The organism is Nocardioides sp. NPDC127503, from assembly GCF_040302165.1.
In the GTDB taxonomy this organism is placed as follows: Bacteria; Actinomycetota; Actinomycetes; order Propionibacteriales; family Nocardioidaceae; genus Nocardioides.
Genome location: NZ_JBEORH010000014.1, coordinates 39,350 through 60,472 on the forward strand (window position 1 = coordinate 39,350; position 21,123 = coordinate 60,472).

The 21,123-nt window shown below is 69.2% G+C and carries 25 protein-coding genes; 15 read left to right on the forward strand and 10 right to left on the reverse strand.

All coding sequences use genetic code 11. The features are described 5' to 3' along the window. Window positions 1-187: 187 nt before the first annotated feature. From guaA to ABTW65_RS26035, 5 genes are all read left to right on the forward strand, one after another. Entirely contained in the window at window positions 188-1,762 is a 1,575-nt protein-coding gene (guaA, locus tag ABTW65_RS26015; protein WP_350665591.1) for a glutamine-hydrolyzing GMP synthase, read from the forward strand. A 36-nt stretch (window positions 1,763-1,798) separates the two neighbouring features. Beyond that, window positions 1,799-2,830, forward strand: a complete 1,032-nt coding sequence (locus ABTW65_RS26020; protein WP_350665593.1) for a hypothetical protein — start codon at window positions 1,799-1,801, stop codon at window positions 2,828-2,830. 67 nt (window positions 2,831-2,897) lie between these two features. Beyond that, complete coding sequence (locus ABTW65_RS26025; protein ID WP_350665595.1) at window positions 2,898-3,239, forward strand: DUF3140 domain-containing protein; 342 nt, start codon at window positions 2,898-2,900, stop codon at window positions 3,237-3,239. Next, window positions 3,236-3,871, forward strand: coding sequence for a UdgX family uracil-DNA binding protein (locus ABTW65_RS26030; protein WP_350665597.1), 636 nt, complete (start codon window positions 3,236-3,238; stop codon window positions 3,869-3,871). Before ABTW65_RS26025 ends, ABTW65_RS26030 begins: the two co-directional genes overlap by 4 nt. Window positions 3,872-3,947: 76 nt before the next feature. After that, entirely contained in the window at window positions 3,948-4,331 is a 384-nt protein-coding gene (locus ABTW65_RS26035; protein WP_350665599.1) for a DoxX family protein, read from the forward strand. Here ABTW65_RS26035 and ABTW65_RS26040 read toward each other — a convergent pair. Further along, the gene (locus tag ABTW65_RS26040; protein ID WP_350665601.1) at window positions 4,309-4,950 is read right to left on the reverse strand and encodes a GntR family transcriptional regulator; all 642 of its coding nucleotides are present in this window, start codon (window positions 4,948-4,950) and stop codon (window positions 4,309-4,311) included. The genes ABTW65_RS26035 and ABTW65_RS26040 overlap by 23 nt on opposite strands. Window positions 4,951-5,097: 147 nt before the next feature. On the opposite strand from ABTW65_RS26040, the gene ABTW65_RS26045 reads away from it, so the two are divergent. The 5 genes from ABTW65_RS26045 to ABTW65_RS26065 are packed head-to-tail and all read left to right on the forward strand — an operon-like array spanning window position 5,098 to window position 11,281. Continuing rightward, complete coding sequence (locus ABTW65_RS26045) at window positions 5,098-6,354, forward strand: NRAMP family divalent metal transporter (RefSeq protein ID WP_350665603.1); 1,257 nt, start codon at window positions 5,098-5,100, stop codon at window positions 6,352-6,354. A 14-nt stretch (window positions 6,355-6,368) separates the two neighbouring features. Next, window positions 6,369-7,142 carry a LamB/YcsF family protein gene (locus ABTW65_RS26050; protein WP_350665605.1) on the forward strand — a complete coding sequence of 258 codons (774 nt, stop codon included), beginning with the start codon at window positions 6,369-6,371 and terminating at the stop codon, window positions 7,140-7,142. Next, the gene (locus ABTW65_RS26055) at window positions 7,139-7,933 is read left to right on the forward strand and encodes a putative hydro-lyase (protein ID WP_350665607.1); all 795 of its coding nucleotides are present in this window, start codon (window positions 7,139-7,141) and stop codon (window positions 7,931-7,933) included. The genes ABTW65_RS26050 and ABTW65_RS26055 overlap by 4 nt, the downstream gene beginning before the upstream one ends. After that, on the forward strand, window positions 7,930-9,552 hold the full coding sequence (locus ABTW65_RS26060) for a 5-oxoprolinase subunit B/C family protein (RefSeq protein ID WP_350665609.1): 1,623 nt from the start codon (window positions 7,930-7,932) through the stop codon (window positions 9,550-9,552). The genes ABTW65_RS26055 and ABTW65_RS26060 overlap by 4 nt, the downstream gene beginning before the upstream one ends. A gap of 1 nt (window position 9,553) precedes the next feature. Further along, entirely contained in the window at window positions 9,554-11,281 is a 1,728-nt protein-coding gene (locus ABTW65_RS26065; protein ID WP_350665611.1) for an acetyl/propionyl/methylcrotonyl-CoA carboxylase subunit alpha, read from the forward strand. On the opposite strand, the gene ABTW65_RS26070 is transcribed toward ABTW65_RS26065, so the two are convergent. Genes ABTW65_RS26070 through ABTW65_RS26085 form a run of 4 tightly spaced genes read right to left on the reverse strand, consistent with a single transcriptional unit; the run spans window position 11,278 to window position 14,070 of the window. Then, window positions 11,278-12,129, reverse strand: a complete 852-nt coding sequence (locus tag ABTW65_RS26070; RefSeq protein WP_350665613.1) for an alpha/beta fold hydrolase — start codon at window positions 12,127-12,129, stop codon at window positions 11,278-11,280. The genes ABTW65_RS26065 and ABTW65_RS26070 overlap by 4 nt on opposite strands. A 40-nt stretch (window positions 12,130-12,169) precedes the next feature. Beyond that, entirely contained in the window at window positions 12,170-13,219 is a 1,050-nt protein-coding gene (locus tag ABTW65_RS26075; protein ID WP_350665615.1) for an adenosine deaminase, read from the reverse strand. Window positions 13,220-13,269: 50 nt separating this feature from the next. Then, a complete protein-coding gene (locus ABTW65_RS26080) occupies window positions 13,270-13,509 on the reverse strand; it encodes a hypothetical protein (protein ID WP_350665617.1) in 240 nt (79 codons plus the stop codon). Beyond that, the gene (locus ABTW65_RS26085) at window positions 13,510-14,070 is read right to left on the reverse strand and encodes a hypothetical protein (protein WP_350665619.1); all 561 of its coding nucleotides are present in this window, start codon (window positions 14,068-14,070) and stop codon (window positions 13,510-13,512) included. A gap of 54 nt (window positions 14,071-14,124) precedes the next feature. On the opposite strand from ABTW65_RS26085, the gene ABTW65_RS26090 reads away from it, so the two are divergent. Beyond that, window positions 14,125-14,367 (forward strand): hypothetical protein, encoded by a 243-nt coding sequence (locus ABTW65_RS26090; protein WP_350665621.1) that lies wholly within the window; start codon window positions 14,125-14,127, stop codon window positions 14,365-14,367. Between the two features lie 15 nt (window positions 14,368-14,382). On the opposite strand, the gene ABTW65_RS26095 is transcribed toward ABTW65_RS26090, so the two are convergent. Genes ABTW65_RS26095 through ABTW65_RS26105 form a run of 3 tightly spaced genes read right to left on the reverse strand, consistent with a single transcriptional unit; the run spans window position 14,383 to window position 16,905 of the window. Then, complete coding sequence (locus ABTW65_RS26095) at window positions 14,383-14,775, reverse strand: hypothetical protein (protein WP_350665623.1); 393 nt, start codon at window positions 14,773-14,775, stop codon at window positions 14,383-14,385. 9 nt (window positions 14,776-14,784) lie between these two features. Next, window positions 14,785-16,566: a WXG100 family type VII secretion target gene (locus ABTW65_RS26100; RefSeq protein ID WP_350665625.1), complete on the reverse strand. Its 1,782-nt coding sequence runs from the start codon at window positions 16,564-16,566 to the stop codon at window positions 14,785-14,787. Window positions 16,567-16,569: 3 nt separating this feature from the next. Beyond that, the gene (locus tag ABTW65_RS26105; protein WP_350665627.1) at window positions 16,570-16,905 is read right to left on the reverse strand and encodes a hypothetical protein; all 336 of its coding nucleotides are present in this window, start codon (window positions 16,903-16,905) and stop codon (window positions 16,570-16,572) included. A 93-nt stretch (window positions 16,906-16,998) separates the two neighbouring features. Between ABTW65_RS26105 and ABTW65_RS26110 the strand changes: the two genes are divergently transcribed. The 3 genes from ABTW65_RS26110 to ABTW65_RS26120 are packed head-to-tail and all read left to right on the forward strand — an operon-like array spanning window position 16,999 to window position 18,040. Further along, window positions 16,999-17,322, forward strand: coding sequence for a hypothetical protein (locus ABTW65_RS26110; RefSeq protein ID WP_350665629.1), 324 nt, complete (start codon window positions 16,999-17,001; stop codon window positions 17,320-17,322). Continuing rightward, window positions 17,322-17,621: a hypothetical protein gene (locus ABTW65_RS26115; protein ID WP_350665631.1), complete on the forward strand. Its 300-nt coding sequence runs from the start codon at window positions 17,322-17,324 to the stop codon at window positions 17,619-17,621. Before ABTW65_RS26110 ends, ABTW65_RS26115 begins: the two co-directional genes overlap by 1 nt. Before the next feature lie 23 nt (window positions 17,622-17,644). Then, the gene (locus ABTW65_RS26120) at window positions 17,645-18,040 is read left to right on the forward strand and encodes a VOC family protein (RefSeq protein WP_350665633.1); all 396 of its coding nucleotides are present in this window, start codon (window positions 17,645-17,647) and stop codon (window positions 18,038-18,040) included. Here the strand turns inward: ABTW65_RS26120 and ABTW65_RS26125 are convergent. After that, window positions 18,037-18,504 carry a DUF5709 domain-containing protein gene (locus ABTW65_RS26125; protein ID WP_350665635.1) on the reverse strand — a complete coding sequence of 156 codons (468 nt, stop codon included), beginning with the start codon at window positions 18,502-18,504 and terminating at the stop codon, window positions 18,037-18,039. The two genes, ABTW65_RS26120 and ABTW65_RS26125, sit on opposite strands and share 4 nt — an antisense overlap. Window positions 18,505-18,631: 127 nt before the next feature. Here ABTW65_RS26125 and ABTW65_RS26130 point away from each other — a divergent pair, with 127 nt between their 5' ends. Then, window positions 18,632-20,173 (forward strand): sulfatase-like hydrolase/transferase, encoded by a 1,542-nt coding sequence (locus ABTW65_RS26130; protein WP_350665637.1) that lies wholly within the window; start codon window positions 18,632-18,634, stop codon window positions 20,171-20,173. Here ABTW65_RS26130 and ABTW65_RS26135 read toward each other — a convergent pair. Further along, on the reverse strand, window positions 20,158-21,123 hold the full coding sequence (locus tag ABTW65_RS26135; RefSeq protein WP_350665639.1) for a formylglycine-generating enzyme family protein: 966 nt from the start codon (window positions 21,121-21,123) through the stop codon (window positions 20,158-20,160). The genes ABTW65_RS26130 and ABTW65_RS26135 overlap by 16 nt on opposite strands.

The following is a 21,123-nucleotide window of genomic DNA, read 5'->3' on the forward strand; positions in this document are numbered from 1 at the left end:
TGACCCGTAACCGTGGTTAAAAGGGCTCGTTGGAGTGATCAGACCCGGGATTGCTCCCTCCCTAATACATGCCGGGTCTTTCGTCCGGGACAGTTCTGCCTCGGGCAATCAGGGCCCGACCACCTCCCTCCCCGGTCGGGCCCTGGTGCATTTCGCGGGCGACGTACGCGCTCGTTAGGATTCGTGCATGACGCAGGCTCCTGGGGCGGAAGAGCACGATCTGGTTCTCGTGGTGGACTTCGGTGCGCAGTATGCGCAGCTGATCGCCCGCCGCGTTCGTGAGGCGAAGGTCTACTCCGAGATCGTGCCGCACTCGATGCCGGTCGAGGAGATGCTCGCCAAGAACCCGAAGGCGATCATCCTCTCCGGCGGCCCCTCGAGCGTGTACGCCGAGGGCGCCCCCGCCATCGACAACACCCTGTTCACCGCGGGCACCCCGGTGTTCGGGATGTGCTACGGATTCCAGCTGATGGCCCAGGGCCTGGGCGGGACCGTCGACGACAACGGCGCGCGGGAGTACGGACGTACGCCGGTCACCGTCGGCGTCTCCGGCACGCTGCTCAAGGACATCCCGCCGGCCCACAACGTGTGGATGTCGCACGGCGACTCGGTCTCCGAGGCGCCCGAGGGCTTCACCGTGCTCGCCAGCACCGCGGACACCCCGGTGGCGGCCTTCGAGAACGTCGAGAAGCAGCTGGCGGGCGTGCAGTGGCACCCCGAGGTACTCCACTCCGAGCACGGCCAGAAGGTGCTCGAGCACTTCCTGTGGGACATCGCCGGCGCGCGCCAGACCTGGACCATCGGCAACATCGCCGAGGACCAGATCGAGCGGGTCCGCGAGCAGATCGGTGACCACCGCGCGATCTGCGCGCTCTCGGGTGGCGTCGACTCCGCGGTCGCCGCAGCCATCGTCGCCAAGGCGATCGGTGACCGGCTGACCTGCGTCTACGTCGACCACGGCCTGATGCGGAAGAACGAGTCGGTCGCGATCGAGAAGGCGTTCCGGGAGTCGACCGGCGCCGAGCTGAAGATCGTCGACGCCGAGAAGGAGTTCCTCGACGCGCTCGCCGGGGTCACCGACCCGGAGGAGAAGCGCAAGATCATCGGGCGCGAGTTCATCCGCTGCTTCGAGCGCGCCGAGGTCGAGATCCTGGGCGACAGCGACGAGAAGGTCGCCTTCCTCGTCCAGGGCACCCTCTACCCCGACGTCGTCGAGTCCGGCGGCGGTGCCGGCACGTCCAACATCAAGTCCCACCACAACGTCGGCGGCCTCCCCGAGGACCTCGAGTTCGAGCTGGTCGAGCCGCTGCGTGAGCTCTTCAAGGACGAGGTACGTGCCGTCGGCTCCCAGCTCGGCCTGCCCGACGAGATCGTCCAGCGCCAGCCGTTCCCCGGCCCGGGCCTGGGCATCCGCATCATCGGCGAGGTCACCAAGGAGCGGCTCGACATCCTGCGCGAGGCCGACGCGATCGCCCGCGAGGAGATGACCCTCGCCGGTCTCGACCGCGATATCTGGCAGATGCCGGTCGTGCTTCTCGCCGACGTCCGCTCGGTCGGCGTCCAGGGCGACGGCCGCACCTACGGCCACCCCGTCGTGCTCCGCCCGGTCACCTCCGAGGACGCGATGACCGCCGACTGGGCCCGGCTTCCCTACGAGGTCATGGAGCGCATCTCGACCCGGATCACCAACGAGGTGAGCGAGATCAACCGGGTCACCGTCGACATCACCTCGAAGCCCCCGGGCACCATCGAGTGGGAATGAGCCGGGGACCGGCTCCGTCCGTGGACAATGTCGTCCATGACTGAGCCGGATCTCGCTCGACGACTCCTCGACGCCCACGTCGCCCATGAGATGGCGGCGATGCGTGGCGTACGCTTCCTCGATCTCGTCACCGGCGAGATCGACTTCGCGCTGCGCGCTGCCAGCGAGCTGACCCTCGACCAGGTGATGCCTCGCGACCTGATCAAAGAGGTCGCGCTGAAGTACGTCAGCACCTTCCGGCTCCCGGGCGCGATCCCGGAGGTCGCCGGGGCGCTCGCGACGAGGCTCAAGGCGCATCCCGCCAACGACACACCGCTGGGCAAGGTGGTCAGCCGGCCGCGGATCGCCGAGCTCGTCGAGGCCCTCGTCGAGATGCGTACGCTGCGCCAGCAGGTCCTGCGCAGCCTGGCCGAGAACTCCGGGATCCAGGCCGGCGTCGGCACCTTGATGCGCGGCACCGCGCGGGGCGCCGTCGACACCGGCCGCAGGCTCGCTGACAACCTTCCGGGCGGCTCGCTCGGGTTCTCGATCGCCGAACGCGTCGCCGGCCGGATGGCTGACACGGTGAAGGGCACCCCGGTCGGCGCGGCCGTCGACCAGAGCGCCCGCGAGCTCGCGGAGCGGGGTGCCGGGGCGCTGCTCGGCTACCTCAGTGACACCGCCGCGAGCTCGGTCACCGACGAGGAGGTGCACGACGCGCTGCTGGAGGTCTGGGACGCGCTCGCTACCCGCCCGGTGCGCGAGCTCGCCGACCTGATCGACGACGAGCAGCTGGTCGCGCTCTTCGTCGGGCTCTACCAGGTCTGGCTCGACGTCCGCGACTCCGAGTACCTCCAGGCCCTGGTCGACACGGGCGTCGACTTCTTCTTCGACACCTATGGGAGCTTCACCCTCGACCGGCTCCTCGAGGAGTGGGGTCTGGGCCGCGACGACCTGGTCGAGGAGGCGCTCCGCTTCGGTCCGCCGGTGATCGAGGCGCTCGCCGAGGCCGGCGTCCTCGAGCAGCTGATCCGCCGCCGGCTCTCGAGCTTCTACGACTCTCCGGAGGCCCAGGCGCTCCTGGGGTGACGCCCCGTGTGTTCGGCCGCTGCGCTGGGTACCGGATCGGAGCAGTCGATCAGGTAGGAGGCACGAGATGGCCGAGACGATCGTCGACGACAGGCTCTGGGAGAACTTCCACCGCGCGGTGAACATGACCTCGCGCGACCTGCGGCAGTGGCTCGCCGTGCAAGGCGCGGGGGAGACGACCGAGACCGAACCGGACCGGGCGGGCAGCGAGCTCGGTCATCGGGTGGCCGACATCCTGGGCAAGCGCCGCGCCGACCTCACCCCCGACGACGTGGACGTCATGCAGCGGGTCGTCGACAAGGTCACCGATCTACGTGGCGGGGACACCGGCGAGTGGGAGCCGACCGCCGGCGATGCGCAGTGGCGGCACCGGCTGATGAACGTCGGCCACGACCCGCTCACGCCGTGAGTGCTGCGGAGTGGGTGCCGGAGTCACCGACGCTGTCCGACCTGCGCAGCGCGGTCCAGGACTGCCGTGGCTGCGAGCTCTATAGGAATGCGACCCAGGGAGTGATGGGCGAGGGGCGTACGCCGGCGCCGCTGATGCTGCTCGGCGAGCAGCCCGGTGACCGCGAGGACCGCGAGGGCGAGCCGTTCGTCGGTCCGGCGGGCGGCATCCTCCACGAGGCGCTCGCCGAGGCGGGGATCGAGCCGGAGGAGACGTACACGACGAACGTCGTCAAGCACTTCCGCCACCGACTCGCGGGCAAGCGCCGCATCCACCAGTCGCCTACGAGCAAGCAGGTCGGCGCCTGCGCTCCGTGGCTGGCGGCGGAGCTGGATCTGGTACGTCCCAGCGGCGTCGTCCTGCTCGGCGGCACCGCCGGCAAGGCGCTGTACGGCTCGTCCTTCCGTGTCGGTGAGTCACGCGGCCACCTCCTCGAATGGCCCGAGCCCATCGCCACGGAGACCCTCGACCCCTGGGTCCTCGCGACGACCCACCCCTCCGCCGTCCTCAGGGCGGAGGACGAGAGGCAGGCGACGTACGACGGTCTGGTCGCCGATCTGAAGGTCGCCGCCGCTGCTCTCGAGAAAAAGTGAAGGGGGATGTCGAGATCGACGGTGCACGCTCGACGCGTGGGTAAGAGCATCACCACCCACCTCTGAGGAGATCGAGATGAGCACCAACGCACAACGAGCCGGCTGGGTCATCACCGTCCTGGTCACGCTGTTCCTCGGCTTCGACATCGTCATCCACCTGTTCCGGGCCGAGGCCGTCATGGACTTCAACGACAAGATCGGCGCTCCGGGCTGGTTCCCCGTCGTCTGCGGCGTCGTCCTCGGCCTGTCGCTGGTCGCCTACCACGTCCCAGCCACCCGGGCGATGGGGACGATCCTGATCACCGCCTACCTCGGCGGTGCGGTCACGGTGAACCTGGTCTTCGGGCAGCCGGCCTTCAACACCGTCTTCGCCATTGTCACCGCGGTCCTCGTCTGGGCCGGTGCCTGGCCGCGCGACGAGCGCCTGCGTGCCCTCGTCAGCCGCGACGTAGTCGCGTGAACGCTCCGAGCACAGTCTGCTCGGAGAGGATGAGGTAGCCGCGCAGCTCCTCAGCGGCCGCAGGTCCTCCCTGCTCGAGGAAGGTCTCGAGCAGGGAGCGGTTGCGTGTGACGAACGGCGCGTGCAGCGCCTCGGGGTTGTCGATCTCGAGGAACGCGAGCCGCAGCTCGGCGGCGATGTCGCGGAACAGGCGCTCCAGGCGCGGGCTGTCGGCGAGGGCGACGATGGCGTCGTGGAACGCCATGTTGGCGGTGCCAACCGTGCGCCAGTCGCGCGCCTCGAGGCTGGTCTCGCCCAGGTCCACTGCCTCGCGCATGGCCGTGACCGCGGGATGCAGTGGGGAGCCCGCGGCCAGGGCGGCGGGCTCGACGTAGCGCCGCGCTCGGTAGATGTCGACGACGTCCGCCACGGTGGGGGAGGCGACCGAGACCCCGCGATGGGGTACGTGCTCGATGAGCCCCTGCTCCGCCAGTACGCGGAACGCCTCGCGGAGCGTGTTGCGCGAGACCCCGAGCCTCTCGGCGAGGGAGATCTCCGACAGCCGGGTGCCAGGCGCGAACTCGCCGTCGATGATCCGCCGGCGCAGGGCGTTCGTCAGGGTGTCCTCGACATCGGGCATGACCGCATCCTAGGGGAACCGCATCCGCGGACAATCGAAACGCCATTTTAACAATGGCTGGTGTTGTTGTAGAACAATCTATGCCATCTTGTACTACACAAAGAGTGTGGCCCCAGCCACACAGCCCGTTGATGGCAGGAGTCCCCCATGACAGAGACGACCAGCGCCGAGCGCGCTAAGAGCTTCGCCCGTTCCCGCCGAGGACCCATCCTCGGCGCCATCTTCCTGATGGCCACCTCGGCCATCGGCCCCGGCTTCATCACCCAGACCGCGACCTTCACCGCGCAGCTCGGCGCGGCGTTCGCCTTCGCGATCCTGGCCTCGATCCTGATCGACTTCGCGCTGCAGATGAACGTATGGCGCATGATCACCGTCGCCGGCAAACGAGCCGGCGACCTCGCGAACGAGGCGGTGCCGTACTCGGGTCACGTGCTGGCGACGCTGATCGTGATTGGTGGCCTGGCGTTCAACATCGGCAACATCGCAGGTGCCGGGCTCGGTCTGAACGCCCTGCTCGGCATCGAACCGAAGGTCGGCGGCCTGCTCTCGGCGCTGCTCGCGATCGGCATCTTCATGTACAAGCGAGCCGGCCGCGTCGTCGACATCGTCGTCCTCGCGCTCGGAATGACGATGATCGCGCTGACTCTCTTCGTCGCGATCGCCTCGCAGCCTCCGGTCGGCGACGCGCTGCGCCAGACCTTCGTGCCGGACACGCTCAACTTCGCGACGATCACCACGATCGTGGGCGGCACCGTCGGCGGCTACATCACCTACGCCGGCGCCCACCGCTACCTCGACTCCGGCCTGACCGGCCCCGAGCACGTCCCGGCCGTGCACCGTGCCTCGATGAGCGGCATCCTCGTCACCGGGATCATGCGGTACGTACTCTTCCTCGCGATCCTCGGTGTCGTCGCCTCGGGCGTCACCCTCGACTTCTCGAGCCAGGCGGCCAACCCGGCCGGTCAGGCGTTCGGCGCGGTGCTCGGTGACGCGGGTATCCGCATCTTCGGGGCGATCTTCTGGGCCGCGGCGATCACCTCCGTCATCGGCGCCGCCTACACCTCGGCCACCTTCATCTCGACCTTCTCGAAGAAGCTCGGAGCAGGCTGGCCGCTGCAGCTCGCGACCGTCGCCTTCATCCTGGTCTCCCTCGTCCTCTACCTGCTGATCGGTGCCGCACCCGCGGCTATCCTGGTCTTCGTCGGCGGCTTCAACGGTCTGATCCTCCCGATCGGCATGACGATCTTCATGTACATCGGCTGGTTCCGTCAGCGCGACGTCCTGAATGGCTACCGCTACCCGGTGTGGCTGCTGGCTCTGGGGACGATCGCGACCCTGCTCAGCTGGTACATGGGCATCGTCTCGATCGGCCCGATCTTCGCCTTCATCGGCATTGGAGCGTGAGCACCGTGAACAACGTGGCAGCAACCATCGACCTGAACTCCGACCTCGGCGAGAACGCACCCGACCGGGTGGTCGCCGACGACGCGGCGATGCTCGCGATCGTCTCGAGCGCCAACGTCGCCTGCGGCTTCCACGCCGGTACCCCCGAAGGGATCCGTACGACGCTCGCCGACGCCGTCGCGAACGGCGTCACGATCGGCGCGCACCCGGGCTACCGCGACTACGAGGGCTTTGGACGCCGCGCCATGGACATCGACTCCGCGACCTTGCAGGCACACGTCGAGTACCAGCTCGGCGCCCTGCTCGGCCTGACCTTGTCGGTCGGCGGCGCCGTCCGGTACGTGAAGCCGCACGGTGCGCTCTACAACACGATCGCCCGCGACGAGCGACAGGCGCGTGACGTGGTCGCCGCGGTCAAGGCGATCGACCCGTCCCTCGTGCTGCTCGGGCTCGCGGGCGGCGTCGTGCTCGAGGTAGCCGAGAGCGCTGGGCTCGCGACGGCCGCGGAAGCCTTCGCGGACCGCGCCTACACACCCGGCGGCGAGCTGGTCTCGCGCGCCGAGCCCGGGGCGGTGCTGCACGACGCCGACGTCGTCGCGGCCCGCATGTTGCGGCTCGCGCGCGAGGGCGTGGTCGAGGCGATCGACGGCACCGACGTCGCCGTACGCGCCGACTCGATCTGCGTGCACGGCGACAGCGACGGGGCGATCCGCATGGCCGCCGCGACCCGGGCTCTGCTCGAGGCCGAGGGCATCGTGATCGCGCCGTTCGCCGGAGCCGCGGCATGACCGCGAGCATCACCCAGCTCGCCGCGGCTCGCGCCGCGCGCACCTCGTACCGGGCAGGCGAGGTCGCGCCGACGAGCGGCGTCGCCCATGGCCTGGTGCAGGCCAACCTGATCTCCGTGCCGGCCGACTGGGCCTTCGAGGTGCTGCTCTTCGCGCAGCGCAACCCGAAGCCGTGCCCGGTGCTCGAGGTGCTCGACCCGGGCGCGTACGAGTCGACGCTGGCGCCCGGTTCCGACCTGCGCACCGACATCCCGGCGTACCGGATCTGGCGTGATGGCGTGCTGACCGAGGAGGTCACCGACGCGAGCGCGGCGTGGGAGGAGCACCCCGACCTGGTCTCGTTCCTGATCGGCTGCAGCTTCACGTTCGAGGCGGGCCTGGCCGACGCCGAGATCCCGATCCGTCACCAGGAGCTCGGCCGCAACGTGCCGATGTACCGGACGTCCCGCCCGTGCGCGCCCGCCGGGCGCTTGCGCGGCGACATGGTGGTCTCGATGCGCCCGATCCCTGCTGATCGCGTCGCCGATGCCGTACGCATCTCCGGGCGCTATCCGGCGGTGCACGGTGCGCCGGTGCACGTCGGCGACCCGGCCTCGCTCGGCATCGCCGACCTCGCTGCTCCCGAGTTCGGGGACCCGCCGGAGGTGCGCGACGGCGAGGTGCCGGTGTTCTGGGCCTGCGGGGTCACGCCGCAGGCCGCGATCATGGACTCGCGTCCGCCGTTCGCGCTCACCCACGCGCCCGGCCACATGTTCATCACCGACGTACGGGATGCGGAGTATCTGGCGTGAGGCGCGTTCTCATCGCATCGGACCAGGCGCTGCTGGTCGAGGAGGACGACCTCGAGGGCGCGATGCGGCTGCACGCGGCGCTCGTGGCCGCACCGCCGACCGGCGTCGTCGAGCTGGTGCCTGCGGCTCGGACGGTGCTCGTCCGGTTCGACCCGACGCTGGTTGACGAGGCGAGCCTCGCCAAGGAGCTGGGTCGGGTGGAAGCCGTCCACGGCGGCCTTCCGACCGCTGGTTCGGTGACGATCGGCGTCCGCTACGACGGGCAGGACCTCGACGAGGTCGCCGAGCTGCTCGGGGTCAGCGCCGAGCAGGTCGTCGCGCGCCACACGGCCGCGAACTGGCGGGTGGCCTTCACCGGCTACGCGCCCGGCTTCGGCTACCTCGTCGGCGACGACCCGCTGTTCGACGTACCGCGGCGCTCCTCTCCGCGCACCCGGATCCCGGCCGGCTCGGTCGGGCTGGCCGGGACGTTCTCCGGCGTCTACCCCCGGGAGAGCCCGGGTGGCTGGCAGCTGATCGGGCGTACGGACGCGCCGATGTGGGACCTGCACCGGGAGCCGCCCGCCCTGCTCGCGCCCGGGATGACTGTGCGGTTCGAGCGGCTCGAGCGTGAGTCGGTCTCGGTCGCTGCGCCCGCTGTGCCGGCCGACGCCGCGGAGCATCCGTTCGCCGTCGAGGTCGTACGTTCCGGCCTGCAGCTGGTGCTCGAGGATCTCGGCCGCCCCGGCCATGCCGCGCTCGGCGTCTCCGCGTCGGGAACGGCCGACCGCCGCGCCCTGCGGGCCGCGAACCGCGCCGTGGGCAACGCTCCTGGAGCGGCAGGCTTCGAGCTCGCCGGTGGCGGCGCGGTCCTGCGCTTCACCGGCCCCGCGGTCGTGGCGGTCGCCGGCGCACCCGCCGAGACGACGATCGTACGCACCGACGGCCCGCCGCTCCCCGTCGAGCACGGCGTGGCCGCCGCGATCGAGGACGGCGAGGAGCTGCGTCTCGGCGCGGTGAGCGCCGGCCTGCGTGCCGTGGTCGCGGTACGTGGCGGCCTGGACCTCGCGCCGGCGCTCGGAAGCCTCTCGAGCGACACGCTCGCAGGCCTCGGCCCCGGCGACCTCGGCGGTCGGCCCCTGCGCGCAGGCGATGTCGTGCCGCTGCGCGGCCCCGCCGCCGCGCCGCACGCGGTCGACCCCTGCCCGGCTCCAGCCGACCCGCTGCCCGCACCCGGTGACACGGTCGAGCTAAGGATCGCGCTCGGCCCGCGCGAGGACTGGTTCACCCCGGCTGGCGTACGCACCCTCGTCGAGCAGGAGTGGACCGTCACGCCCCGCTCCGACCGGGTCGGCGTACGTCTCGAGGGCGCCGTCCCGCTCGAACGCTCCGTCACCGGCGAGCTGCCGAGTGAGGGGGCGGTGACCGGCGCGATCCAGGTCCCGCCCGACGGCCAGCCCGTGCTGTTCCTTCCGGACCACCCGCTCACCGGCGGCTATCCGATCATCGGCGCGGTCATCGACCGCGACCTGGACCTGGCCGGGCAGCTGCCGCCCGGGGTCCGCATCCGCTTCCGACCCGTCGCGCCCACTGTGCCGATTGTGCCCATTGGGTCGACGTCCGAGACCCGAGGAGACTGACATGCGCAGGGTGCTCATCGCCAACAGGGGAGAGATCGCCGTCCGCGTCGTGCGGGCGGTTGCCGAGGCCGGCCTCGTGTCGGTCGCCGTCTACGCCGACCAGGACGCCGACGCGCTGCACGTGCGTCTTGCCGACGAGGCGTACATGCTCGGTGGGTCCACCGCCGCCGAGTCCTACCTCAGCATCGAGTGGCTCATGGCCGCGGCGCAGGCCTCCGGCGCCGACGCGGTGCATCCGGGCTACGGGTTCCTGTCGGAGAGCGCCGAGTTCGCGCGCGCCGTCGAGGCCGCCGGCCTGATCTGGATCGGACCGAGTCCCGAGAGCATCGACAGCCTCGGCGACAAGATCACCGCACGCCGGATCGCGCAGAGCGTCGGCGCACCTCTGGTGGCGGGCACCGACCGACCGCTGGAGTCGGCCGACGAGGCGGTCGCGTTCGCGCGCGAGCACGGGCTCCCCATCGCGATCAAGGCCGCCTTCGGTGGCGGTGGCCGCGGGCTGAAGGTGGCCCGCGAGCTCGATGACGTCGCCGATGCCTTCGACTCCGCCTCGCGCGAGGCGCTGGCCGCGTTCGGTCGCGGTGAGTGCTTCGTCGAGCGGTTCCTGGAGCGCCCACGGCACATCGAGGCGCAGGTGCTCGGCGACGGCACCGGACACGTCGTGGTCGTCGGCGACCGGGACTGCTCGCTGCAGCGCCGCAACCAGAAGCTCGTCGAGGAGGCACCCGCCCCGGGGCTCACGGACGAGCAGCGCCGCCGCATCCACGACGCCGCGCGCGACATCTGCGCGGCGGTCTCCTACCGCGGGGCCGGGACCGTCGAGTTCCTGATGGGCGAGGACGGGGTGATCTCGTTCCTCGAGGTGAACACCCGGCTGCAGGTCGAGCACCCGATCACCGAGGCGGTCACCGGCGTCGACCTCGTCGCGGAGCAGCTGCGCATCGCCGCGGGCGAAGGGCTCTCCTTCTCGGAGACGCCGGCGCCGACGGGCCACGCGATCGAGCTGCGGATCAACGCCGAGGACCCGGGCCGCGGCTTCCTGCCGAGTCCCGGCGTCGTGACGGGCCTGCGGGTCCCCGCCGGGCCTGGCGTCCGCTGGGATGCCGGGATCGAGGCGGGCGACACGGTGCAGAGCGCCTTCGACTCGCTGATCGCCAAGCTGATCGTGCACGCGCCGGACCGGGACACCGCCGTCGTACGCGCCCGCCGCGCGCTTCGCGAGCTCAGTGTCGAGGGGGTCGCGACCGTCGTACCTTTCGCTCGTGTCCTGCTCGACGATCCGGCCTTCTCAACCTCCGGGTTCGCCGTCCACACGCAGTGGATCGAGACCACGCTGATGCCGCGCCTGGAGGCGCAGCGGCGACCCGAGCCCGCGCCCGTGCAGCCGCTTCGGCGGGTGCCGATCGAGATCGACGGTCGCCGGGTGATGCTCGGGCTCCCCGATGAGCTCCTGCGTGGTCTCGCGGCGGGCGGTGCGGCGACGGCCGATGCCGGACCGGCGGCCGCCGCCGACCCGGCCGTCCTCGAGGCCACCGTCCCCGGTGTGCTCGTCGACTGGCTCGTCCCCGACGGCGAGCAGGTCACCGAGGGCCAGGACGTCGCGGTCATCGACGCAATGAAGATGGAGACCCGTGTCGCCGCACATCGTTCGGGCGTGCTCTCCCGCGGCACCGACGTGGGTGGGACGGTCGCGATCGGGGACGTGCTCGGGAAGATCGAGCAGGTCTAGCTCGTGTGATCGATGATCGCTGGGATGACCTTATCCCAGGTGGAGGGCGGGGGCGGCTCGTGCCCGACGCCGTCGAGGACGAGGAGCGTCGCGTCGGGGATGTCACGGGCGAGGATCTCGGCGTGGCCGATCGGGAACAGCGGGTCGCGGGTGCCGTGGATGACCAGCGTCGGGGCGGCGATGTCGGCCAAGGTCGCCACGACCGGCTCGCCGTCGCTCATCGCCTGGTGGTTGGCGAAGCTCGGCCGCATGTCCGGCGTGCGACGTACGACCCGCTCGATGACCGCCCGCATCCTGACCTCGTCGTAGCCCTCGGGGACGAACGCACGCTGGTCCTCGACCAGCATCGACACCAGAGCTTCGTGGTCGTCGGGATCCGGGACCGTGCTCTCGGCGGCCTTCGCGAAGAAGTCGGCCAGCTCCTCGCCGATCGGCGGCAGGTCGGGTACGCCGTCGAAGGCCGGTGAGGTCTCGTTGAGGATCAGCGTCTGGACCCGGTCCGGATACAGCACCGCCGCACACTGGGCCAGCGCCCCGCCCATCGAGATGCCGAAGACGTGGCCCTTGTCGAGGCCGAAGGCGTCGAGCAGAGCCGGGATGTCCGCGATCATGTCGCGCCCGGTGTAGCCCGGCTCTCCCGGCGGCCAGGTCGTCGAGCGGCCGGTGTCGCGGTGGTCGTAGCGGATCACGAACCTCCGGCCCGCGGCCAGCGCCCGGCAGAAGTCGTCCTCCCAGTAGTCCATCGAGGCGCTCATCCCACCGACGAGCAGGATCGGCGGGTCCTCGGGACTCCCGAACGTCTCGACGCACAGCTCGATCCCGTTGACCGCCAGTGTCAGCTCACTCATGCCGACCAGCAAACGGGCGGGCCCGAGCCGCGTCAAGCGCTTAAGACGTGGCGTACGTGTCGATCGCGGCGCGCAGCCGGGCCTTGAGGTCGTCGGGTGCGTAGGAGACGTCGACGGCGGCACGGGCGAGGTGGGCGATGCCGGCTGTGTCGAGGCTGAGGAGGCCGGCCGCGATCTCGTACTCCTGGTTGAGCGTGGTCGCGAACATCGGCGGGTCGTCGGAGTTGATCGTGACCGGCACGCCGGCATCGACGAACGTCTTCAGCGGGTGCTCCTCGAGCGTCGCGACGGCACCGGTGGCGACGTTGGACGAGGGGCAGACCTCGAGCGGGATCCGGTGCTCGGCGAGGTGGGCGAGCAAGGCTGGGTCCTGGGCCGCCGAGGTGCCGTGGCCGATCCGCTCGGCCTTCAGCACGGTCAGTGCGTCCCAGATCGTCTGCGGTCCGGTCGTCTCGCCGGCGTGCGGCAGCGAGCGGAGCCCCGCGGCACGGGCCGCGTCGAAATGCCTCTCGAACTGCGGCCGGGGAACCCCCACCTCGGGCCCACCGAGCCCGAACCCGACGAGCGCCTCCGGGCCGTGGTCGACGGCGTACGCCAGGGTCGCATCGGCCGCCGGGATCCCGGACTCACCCGGGATGTCGTAGATCCAGCGCAGCGTGATCCCGAAGTCGCGCTCGGCGCCCACCCGGGCGTCCTCGAGCGCCTCGGTGTAGGCCTCGATCGCCATCCCGGTGTGCCCGGTCCCCGGCTCGCGCACGACCAGGTCCGGGCGCACGGAGGTGTAAGGCGTGCAGGTCAGCTCGGCATAACGGACCTGCTGGGTCTGCGCCAGGTCGCGCGCGATCTCGTAGGTCAGATAGCGGATGTCCTCCGGCGTACGGACCAGGTCGACGACCGAGAGGTAGACCTCGATGAAGTGCGCGAAGTCGCTGAACGTGAAGTACTCCCGCAGCAGCTCGATATCCGCCGGCACCGTCCCCGGATGCCGCGCAGCCAGCTCCGCGACGATCCTCGGCGAAGCCGACCCGACGTGGTGGACATGGAGCTCGGCCTTGGGCAGCCCGGCGATGAAGGTCTTCAGGTCACTCACGCCCCGATCCTCACACGCGGGTTCGCCCTCCCGCGACTCGGTTTCGGGTGTTACGCGGCGTACAGCACCTTGTCCGGCCAGGTCCCCGTCGCGGCAGCGTCTTTGTAGGCCTTCATGAGGATCTTCGCGCCCGCAGGGCCGAGGTCAGTATCGAGTGTCGAGAGTCGCGAACGGATGTCGGACTTGGTGATCGACACCTGGCCGGTCCGGTCGGTGCCGGGGCTGAAGAACGTGTACGTCACCGTCTCGTCGTCCTCGTAGACCTTGGTGCCCTCGATCAAGATGCCCATCTACAGCGTGTCCGAGGAGTGAGGGGCGGGCTCCGCGGGCACAAGCTCGTTTGTGACCACCTGCAACCCAGCGAGCCGTCCCATCGGGACGACAGCCTCGAAGATCCCGGGCTCGGTCAGAGTGGCGCCGATTCGATCGGCGCCCTCGGGGTCATCCGAAACGAGCTCGACGCGTGCGTTGGTCCCGTCGGCCTCGAGCACGCGTGCAGGCGTCTCGCCCACGTTCGCGGTCGCGACGATCTCGAAGACTTCACATTCATCGATCGGGACCGCTCGTACCCAGATGCGTGGACGCACCATCTCGAAACCATCCGCTCCGTCGTCTTCACCGAGGGTCAGGAGCACCTGGTCGCCGTCGACATCGGCGACGTACTCGACTCCCTGCCACCGAGCCTTGGTGCCGACGAACTTCGCCGGTGGGCGCCATCCTTTCGCCCCTCGCCAGCCGCGACCGGTCCCGGCGTAGATCGAGAGAGGTTTCTGCTCGCCGTCTGAGCGGATCCGCCAGTATTCAGCACCGACCGGGTATCGCGTTCTCGCCAGGCTCCAGACCGGGACCAAGGTGCTGGCACGTAGGAATCCGGTCGGGTATGTGGGCCAGGGTCGAGAGGTGTCTTGAGCGGACGGGACGGAGAGCCTGCCCAGGACTGGCTGGACGAACCGAACCACGTCGATGAACTCAGGCTCAGTGGAAGCCTGCTCATCGAAGCCGTACGCGGCGAGGATCTCGGCCGGTGTTCGGAGACTGGATGCATCAGCCGCATCGACGACGGTCCCGGCGACTTCGTCCAGGCCATCCTGAACCACGGCACCAGCCATTTCGCCAGTCAGCAGCTTCTGCAGAACGATGCGATTTGAAGGCACGAACGGCTCCTAGAATTTTCTGACGTCGACGGAGACGTTCTCGAGTTCGTCGGCCGGCGCGATGACCGTCCAGCCCATGTACTGGTCACCCTCCATACCGAGATCCTCTGCCTGCTGTGGCGGGCCGACAAAACCCAAGAGAACCTCGGTGTTCGTCACGTGGTTGTCGACGGTGACCTCGGCTCCACGCCAGGTCGCTCGAACCGTTTCCTTGCGCCGCCCTTCGACGGCGGCCAATGGGAGTTTCACCCACTGTTGGCCCCTCGTCTCTCCGAACTCAAGCGCATCGGGAAAGCGGGCTTCGTCCGGATTTGGGATGTCGACCGCTACCCAGTCATCGCCGAGGAAGGACTGCTTGAGCTCGTGCCCTCGGTAGTCGAAGTAGGTTCCAGACGTTCGCATGTCAGCCTCTCAGTTCCCCTGCGGGATCCATTCCCTGTTCTGAAGAACGGCGACCAAGCGTTGGTTTCCGTTGTCCAGGATCTCCCACATCTCAGCGCCTTCCCGCATGGTCACATTGTTGGCGTACAACTCTGGGACCAAGTCGTCTGTCGCCTTGGTGAAGCCGTTGCCGGTGAACGGGTCCGTCCACGTGTCGAACTTGGTGCTTCCGCCCATAGTCGAGTTCCTTGGGACTTCGAATCCTCCAGGTTCATCGGCGCGGAACCTGAGCACATGTGTACCCGGATCACCCTCCCGGAACGGCGTGCCGCTGTAGTCGAGGCGCAATCCCCGCCTGATCTCCTCCGGGGTCCCGAGGTGTGAGACGTCGTCGGCGATCGCCACCGAGCCACGTACCTGAGTCACATCGAACCCGGACTTGTTTCCCAGGATGTAGTCGTCTGCGCCCGACTGGACCAGGTTGCCGTCCTTGTCGAAGGAGGGCTGACCGATGACCTTCTGCATCATCGTGTCCGCTTCGGGCCGCGGCAGATCGTCACGTACGTCGCGCAGTAGCTGCGCCTCGATGTCGGTGAGCTGTGAAGTGGGCTTGTTGACGAGGCTGGTCATCGAGTCTCGGTCGGTCCCATGCTGGTCCAGCACTGCGTCGATCGTCGCCCGGTTCGATCCGATCTGCTCGGGGGCGAAGTCGGTCTTGTGCACGCTGCCGTCCATCATCTGGTACTCGCGGCCGGTGGGAATCTCGTCGAGCTTGTTGAGATCGCCTAGGCCGTCCAGACCGTTATCGATCGACTTCAGGTCGCCTAGATCATCGAGACCACGCAGACCCCGGGCCGCACCCGCGATGTCGCTGAGCGCATCGAGGGCGTCGGCGCCGCCCTTGATGCCACGGGTGGCAACGGTTCCGGTTCCGCCGGTCAGCACGCCGGCGACGATGTCGGGGACGAGGTGGCCGATCGCGCGCGCGGGGTCGTCGGCCCAGGTGTCCCAGTCGAGCAGGCCCTTGCCGAGCTGCTTGCCGAACTCGAGGGGATCGGTCTTGAGGGCTTGCCACAGCGCCTCGGCGTCCTCGAGCATCATCGACTGTTGGGCGGCCAGCTCCTCCGCGGTGAGGTCACCCGTGGCGAGCTCGATGATGTCGTGGAGCGGGCCCATGTTGTAGCCCATCTTGACGAGATCCCAGACGGCCTCACCGGCGCCCTCGAAGATGCCGCCGACGAAGGCGAGTCCGGACTCGAACCAGTTGCGCTTCTCTGGGGCGTCCTTGCAGCCGACTCGTACCTCTCGGGCGCAGCGTGTGGCGGCGATCTTCAGGTCGCTCTTGGCGGTCTCGAACATCTCCAGCGCGCCTGAGCGGATCTCGGCACCGGGGTCTGTGAAGGGGTCTTTGGTGTAGGGGTACGTCATCCCGCCAGCCAGCGCGTCGGAGCGGGCCTGGTCGAAGCGGCTGGAGTAGTCGGCGTAGTCGGACTTGGCCTGGGTGGTGACGCCCTCGCCACGTTCGTACTCCGACTTGGCGGTCGCCGCGTTCTGCTGGGCGGTCTCCAGCGCGGAGGCGTACTCGATCAGGGCATTGCCGGCGGCGCGGAAGCCGGTGCCGGCCTCGTACCAGCGGTTCGGTTCGCGGTCGTGGGCGTCGCGGAAGTTGTCGGCGGCCCGGCCGATCCAGCCCTGGGTGTCGATCTTGGTGAGGGCGTCACCGGTCTGGTCGAAGAACTTGCCCTTGTCGGCGCAGGTCTGGCCGCGGGAGCGGATCTCACCGGGATTGCCCTTGATGGTGAAGTCGGGCACCGGCTACTTCCCTCCGCCGGTGATGGTGAGGTCGGTCGCGGCGGACTTGGCCTTGTCCATCTCCGTCTTGCCCGTCTCGTTGAGCTCGAAGTAGTTCATCGCGATCTTCCCGATGCGGCCGGACATCTCGCCGACGTCCTCGCAGAGGTTGTTCATGCCGCGCTCCCAGCGGTCCTTGAACTCCTCGACCGCGCCCCAGACCTCCTCGGAGCCGCAGGCGTCCTCAGACGGAACCAAATCCTCGACGTCCTTGTCCTTGAACAGCTGCACCGTCTCGGCCAGCCCCTGAGCAGCCTTGGCCAGGGACTCCAGATCCACCTCGAAGTCGTACGACGCCATCCACCGAGCCTTCCGAGTCTGTACCCAACCCACGTACGCCGAAGGACAATGTAGCCTCAGGCTCACCGGCACATCGAATACTCTGGGGCGCCCGTGAACATTCAACTGACAGTCGGTCAACAGACCGCTGCGGCCAAGCATGTCGAAGACAGCATCGCCGACCTCGAGAAGCTGCTGACCACCCTCTCCGGCAACATCGAGAGCGCCGTGCCGGGGATGATGGGGAGCGCCGCCGGAGGTCTCGTGGAGTCCCTGCAGACGTGGTACGAGAAGGTCGGCGGGCTGGCGACGCTGATGCAGGAGTACGCCGCCGCGCTGCGCGACGTGGACGTCCAGCACGCGACGACCCAGAACGAGATTGTCCACGAGGCGCACGGGCAGGCCTCGAATCTCGAGCAGCGACTGGGGAACATCTGATGAGCGACAACAGCCTGATCGTCAAGGAAGCCAGCATCGAGGACCTCGAGACGACTCTGAAGACTGCCGCCGGAGATCTGCGCAGCTTCTTCACCGACCTGATGGACGAGGTCGACCAGATCACTGCCGGCTGGTCGGCCGAGACAGGGTCGAAGCAGGCCGCGGACCGCGCCGCACGCCGGATGATCGACGCCTCCGGACGCGCCGCCGCTGTGCTGGAGACGATGGCCACCGCCGTACACAACTATGGCGAAGAGGCGCACGACATCGAGGTCAAGAACGTCGCGATCGTCGGATGATCGCCTGAACCGAGGAGACGAAGATGCGGGCGATCCACCACTGGGACCTCTGGGTCGACGACTTCGACACCGCGTCGGGGGAGTGGGGCTGGCTCTTCGGCGAGCTCGGCTGGGAGGCCGGAGAGAAGGGCCACTTCTGGGAGGCACCGGACGGGACGTACGTCTTCATGGAGCACTCCAAGGACCAGCACGGCACGCAGGACCGGCTCCGGCCCGGCGTGAACCACATCGCGTTCATGATCGACGACCGAGACCAGCTCGACAGGATCCGTGCGGCGTCGACCGAGCACGGCTGGCACGAGATGTACGCCGACCGCTACCCGCACGCCGGCGGCGACGAGCACACGGCGCTCTACCTGGAGAGCTCTGAGGGGTTCGAGGTCGAGATCGTGCTGGAGATCGAAGACCTCACGGCCTAGCGATAGTCGTCCCCACCGTCGCTGTCGGCGTCGTCGTCGATGATGTGGATGGCGGCCTCCTCGGCGGAGGCGCCGGCGCCGTCGATGCCGGCATCGATGCCGTAGAGCTCGGACTCTGCATCCTCGCCCTCACCGTTGTCGGGGTCGACCAGTCGGCCCGCTCGCTTGTTGCCGACCTCGCGGCCGTCGGGGTCGTCGCTCTCCTCGGCATCGTCGTACTCGACCGCGTAGGGATCCGGCTCCGGCACCTCCTGGTGGCGGCGCTGGTCGATGCACTCACGGTGCTCCTCCTCCCAGGGCGTGTTGCCGTAGTCGGTGGAGTAGTGGTCGGCGGTGACGATGCCGTGGTCGAGCTCGTCGCGCACCTCACCTTCGAGAACGTCCCCGGAGAGCGCGTCCTCCCCGGTGATCTGGTCCTCGTCGTCGACACTGTAGTCGCCGTAGTTCTCGCGCGATTCGCTCACTTGAGTCTCCTGATCAGCCGGGCATTGGGGCCATGACGGCCCCCTTCGGTAACGTTAACCCGGTCCGGTATGGAGTGGAACCGGACGGGAACATACGACGCGGGGATCGACCAAGGGAGCAGACCAGATGGCGCCTCGCGCCCGATTGGCGGTGGCGGCTGTTGCCGTGCTCGCCGGCGCCTCGATCGCGCTCGGCGTGATGCCTGAATCGGCCGGCCCGCTGGGGTCTTTGGGGTCTCTGGCCGGGAACGCCTTCGCGCGCGACGACGAGGGCGTGGTGCCTTCGACGCCGACGGCGACGCCCGACTGGGCGCCCTACTCCACCAAGCCCAACATCCTGATGATCACGGCGGACGATCTCGCCTACGAGGACCTCGAGTTCATGCCCCACACCCGCAGCCTGCTGGCCGCGCAGGGCACCTCGCTGACCGAGGCGATCGCTCCCACGCCGATCTGCGTGCCGGCCCGTGCGTCTTTGCTGACCGGGCAGTACAGCCAGAACCACGACACCGTGACGATCAACGGCGAACGCGGTGGCTACGAGTCGATGGACCACACCGGCACGCTGCCCGAGGCGCTGCAGGACGCCGGCTACGACACCCTCTTCGCCGGCAAGTACCTCAACGGCTACGGCCTCAACGGGACCGCCAAGGACGTGCCGCCCGGGTGGACCGACTGGCGGGCGACGACCGACATGTCGACCTACAACTTCATCCGGCCGCGGGTCAACCACAACGGCAAGCTCACGACCTACAACCGCTACACGACGTACGTGATGCGGGACCAGGCCAACGAGATGATCTCGGCGCCCGAGCGCGCCGACAAGCCGTGGTACATGTGGCTGAACTACGTGGCGCCGCACCACGGCGGGCCCGATGAGCCGGAAGACCCGGAGGGCACCAGCACGACCAGACCTGCGGAGGAGGACAAGCACTCCTTCGACGGTCTCGAGCTGCCGGACACTCCCTACATGTTCCGCACCCCGACCGACGCGCCGCGGATCTCGGCCTCCCGCAAGCAGTTCGACGCACAGGGCCGCGCCGAGCTGCGGATCGCGCACGAGCAGCGGGTCGAGGCCGTTCAGTCGCTCGACCGGGCGGTCGCCAGCCACGTACTCCGTCTGCAGGAGACCGGTCAGCTCGACAACACCATCATCATCTTCACCTCCGACAACGGCTACACCACCGGCGGCCACAACATCAACGGCAAGCTGATGCACTACCGCGAGACGCAGCGGATCCCGGTGATCCTGCGCGGCCCGGGCATCCCAGCCGGACGGTCCCTGGCCACCGGGATCGGCAACCCCGACATCGCCACCACGATCATGGCGGTCGCCGGCGCCGAGCCGGGGCGGACGCAGGACGGCGTCAACATCATGCCGTGGCTCAACGCCCCCGCGCAGAACCGGGTGATCCCGCTCTCCGCCTGGCGGGTCAACGACGGCTACAAGCAGATCTACTCAGGGATCCGCTTCGGTGACTGGACCTATGCCCGCTTCTCCGACGGCAGCGAAGAGCTCTACAACCTCGCCGACGACCCCTACCAGATCCGCTCGCTCGCGCTGCTCCCCGAGTACGCCGACGAGCTGGCCGAGCTGCGCGGGCTGAGCGAGAAGTACGCGACCTGTGCGGGTGACACCTGCCCGAAGAAGTTCTACCCGGCGGACTGACCGTCCAGGTCGGCCGCGCAGCGGAACCCCAGGTTGCCCGCGGTCGAGTCGGGCGGGCTGCTGGAGCGGGCCGAGAGCCGGTAGCGGTGGCAGTAGGAGTCGTGGCAGAGGTAGGAGCCGCCGCGCATGACGCGGGTCAGGCCCTCGGCCGGGCCCCGCGGGTCTGCAGAGGAGCCTGAGTCGACGAGGTCGGCGTAGTAGGTCGGCGAGAACCAGTCCGCACACCACTCCCAGACGTTGCCGATCATCTGGAACAGCCCGAAGCCGTTCGGGTCGTACGTCCGCACCGGAGCGGTCGTCACGAACCCGTCGTCGGCCGTGTTGGTGTCGGGGAAGGCTCCCTGCCAGACATTGGCGTGGTGGGTGCCGTCCTGCTCGAGGTCGTCACCCCACGGGAACCGCGAGCCGGCGAGACCGCCGCGGGCGGCGTACTCCCACTCGGCCTCGGTCGGCAGCCTCGTCCCGGCCCACTCGCAGTAGGCCAGCGCGTCGTCGTGGGAGACGTGCACGACCGGGTGGTTGCCGCGGCGGCCGATGTTGGTGCCGGGGCCCTCCGGTGCCCGCCAGGAGGCGGCGCGTACGCCGAGCCACCAGGGCGCCTCTGGTGAGCGGCCCAGGATGTCGCGCGGCGAGCCGTCGAAGGCGAGGTGGAAGACGGCCGAGAAGCCCTCTCGCTCGGCCGTGGTGACGTGGCCGGTCGCCTTCACGAACCGGGCGAACTCCTCGTTGGTGACCGCGGTGGCGTCCAAACGAAAGCCCGGTAGGTCGACGGAGTGCACCGGGCCTTCGCCGTCGGCCTGGTAGCCCTCGCCGAACGAGTCGCCGGCGGCGTACGTCCCTCCGGGGAGGTCGACGAGGGTCCGGCGGCGCTTGCGGGGCAGGGCCGGCGGGCGTCGAGCCGGGTCAGGGCTGGGCCCGCGGGTCGCGCCGAAGGTGAGGTCGGAAGGCAC

What these genes read in the sequence shown, in the direction of transcription:
- ABTW65_RS26065 (WP_350665611.1), top strand. Translation starts at nt 9,554, where the DNA reads ATGCGCAGGGTGCTCATCGCCAACAGGGGAGAGATCGCCGTCCGCGTC.
- ABTW65_RS26035 (WP_350665599.1), top strand. Translation starts at nt 3,948, where the DNA reads ATGAGCACCAACGCACAACGAGCCGGCTGGGTCATCACCGTCCTGGTC.
- guaA (WP_350665591.1), top strand. Translation starts at nt 188, where the DNA reads ATGACGCAGGCTCCTGGGGCGGAAGAGCACGATCTGGTTCTCGTGGTG.
- ABTW65_RS26095 (WP_350665623.1), bottom strand. Translation starts at nt 14,775, where the DNA reads ATGCGAACGTCTGGAACCTACTTCGACTACCGAGGGCACGAGCTCAAG.
- ABTW65_RS26025 (WP_350665595.1), top strand. Translation starts at nt 2,898, where the DNA reads ATGGCCGAGACGATCGTCGACGACAGGCTCTGGGAGAACTTCCACCGC.
- ABTW65_RS26020 (WP_350665593.1), top strand. Translation starts at nt 1,799, where the DNA reads ATGACTGAGCCGGATCTCGCTCGACGACTCCTCGACGCCCACGTCGCC.
- ABTW65_RS26040 (WP_350665601.1), bottom strand. Translation starts at nt 4,950, where the DNA reads ATGCCCGATGTCGAGGACACCCTGACGAACGCCCTGCGCCGGCGGATC.
- ABTW65_RS26045 (WP_350665603.1), top strand. Translation starts at nt 5,098, where the DNA reads ATGACAGAGACGACCAGCGCCGAGCGCGCTAAGAGCTTCGCCCGTTCC.
- ABTW65_RS26105 (WP_350665627.1), bottom strand. Translation starts at nt 16,905, where the DNA reads ATGGCGTCGTACGACTTCGAGGTGGATCTGGAGTCCCTGGCCAAGGCT.
- ABTW65_RS26120 (WP_350665633.1), top strand. Translation starts at nt 17,645, where the DNA reads ATGCGGGCGATCCACCACTGGGACCTCTGGGTCGACGACTTCGACACC.
- ABTW65_RS26115 (WP_350665631.1), top strand. Translation starts at nt 17,322, where the DNA reads ATGAGCGACAACAGCCTGATCGTCAAGGAAGCCAGCATCGAGGACCTC.
- ABTW65_RS26055 (WP_350665607.1), top strand. Translation starts at nt 7,139, where the DNA reads ATGACCGCGAGCATCACCCAGCTCGCCGCGGCTCGCGCCGCGCGCACC.
- ABTW65_RS26070 (WP_350665613.1), bottom strand. Translation starts at nt 12,129, where the DNA reads ATGAGTGAGCTGACACTGGCGGTCAACGGGATCGAGCTGTGCGTCGAG.
- ABTW65_RS26130 (WP_350665637.1), top strand. Translation starts at nt 18,632, where the DNA reads ATGGCGCCTCGCGCCCGATTGGCGGTGGCGGCTGTTGCCGTGCTCGCC.
- ABTW65_RS26080 (WP_350665617.1), bottom strand. Translation starts at nt 13,509, where the DNA reads ATGGGCATCTTGATCGAGGGCACCAAGGTCTACGAGGACGACGAGACG.